We start from the raw sequence: 951 nt of genomic DNA, 5'->3' as shown, positions 1-951 counted from the left end.
CCTCCGGGCCGCTGACCCTGTCCAGATCGCAGCCAAAGCTGGCGCTGATCGGCGTTGTAGAACTCGCGAAGTTCGCGGTTGATGGTGCCCCTCTCAAAGCCTGCGCGCCGCATCTGCCCGCCCAGGATCGCAACGATCTACTTCCAGCAATTCGTGGCAGCGGCGCCCCGCTTTGCCGAAAGCACGTTACTAAATCGGCATGCCGCAGCATTTGCCGGGGCCTTGGACTGATCTCTCCAGTCCTGGCGTGACGAGGTTGAAGCCGCGCCGGTTCTCCGCTGCCTTCGCCACGTAAGTCGACATAACAGCGAACATCTCCCGCAAACAGGCCAGGTATCAGCTGTTCGCTGGACGAATGCCGGCACGCCGAGCGTCGCGTGGCCACTGCAGACCGTGTGTTACCAGAAGTGCGGCAGTTCCGTTGCCGGTCCTTGGCAGCGTCATCGAGTTGGCGCTGGCGAAGCCGTTTCAGCAGTTTCACGCGATCCCGCAATCACCTGTAGGGTGTGATCCACATCCGGGCGAAATGCGTGGACTCCGACCATTCAATTGTGCTGCAACTGGAAAGCGGCTTCGATAACCGCCCGAGCGACTCTTCGCCGATGATGATCGGATAGCTCGGGCTTGGCGCACCGTTCCAGATCGGGAAAACATTCCCCATGCGCTCGACATCGCCGGGATGGGCAAATTCGAAACGCCGCACCATGTCCGGGATTGTCGTCTTGACGAAAACGCGCCCACGCATGAGATCACCAGCCTGCCGTTGCGGAAGACCAAAATGGGAACGCGTCGGGAACGAGTCAAGCGGTGCCGATCAGTGCCGAGGGGCGTGCCGCCTTCGCGGTGATCCATGGCTTCGGCGATGACGTCGAACTCGCTGGGCACTTCGTCAATGATTTCCGCGGTGGCGATGCCGGCCTCATCGGCCGCTTTCATCGCACTGTCCGCAAG

At 61.3% G+C, this 951-nt stretch carries 2 protein-coding genes; one reads left to right on the top strand and one right to left on the bottom strand.

Annotated elements, in window-relative coordinates; genetic code table 11:
* Window positions 1-251 (top strand): hypothetical protein (locus EN949_RS36315; RefSeq protein WP_206535019.1); only part of this gene is annotated, 251 nt, incomplete at its 5' end.
* Between the two features lie 242 nt (window positions 252-493).
* Here the strand turns inward: EN949_RS36315 and EN949_RS37000 are convergent.
* Complete coding sequence (locus tag EN949_RS37000) at window positions 494-745, bottom strand: hypothetical protein (RefSeq protein WP_224674283.1); 252 nt, start codon at window positions 743-745, stop codon at window positions 494-496.
* Between the last annotated feature and the right edge of the window lie 206 nt (window positions 746-951).

It is taken from the genome of Mesorhizobium sp. M7A.F.Ca.US.007.01.2.1, from assembly GCF_003998165.1.
In the GTDB taxonomy this organism is placed as follows: domain Bacteria; phylum Pseudomonadota; class Alphaproteobacteria; order Rhizobiales; family Rhizobiaceae; genus Mesorhizobium; species Mesorhizobium ciceri.
Note: the sequence above shows the minus strand (reverse complement) of the source record. Positions and strands in the feature narration are given on the sequence as shown.

What these genes read in the sequence shown, in the direction of transcription:
- EN949_RS37000 (WP_224674283.1), bottom strand. Translation starts at nt 745, where the DNA reads ATGCGTGGGCGCGTTTTCGTCAAGACGACAATCCCGGACATGGTGCGG.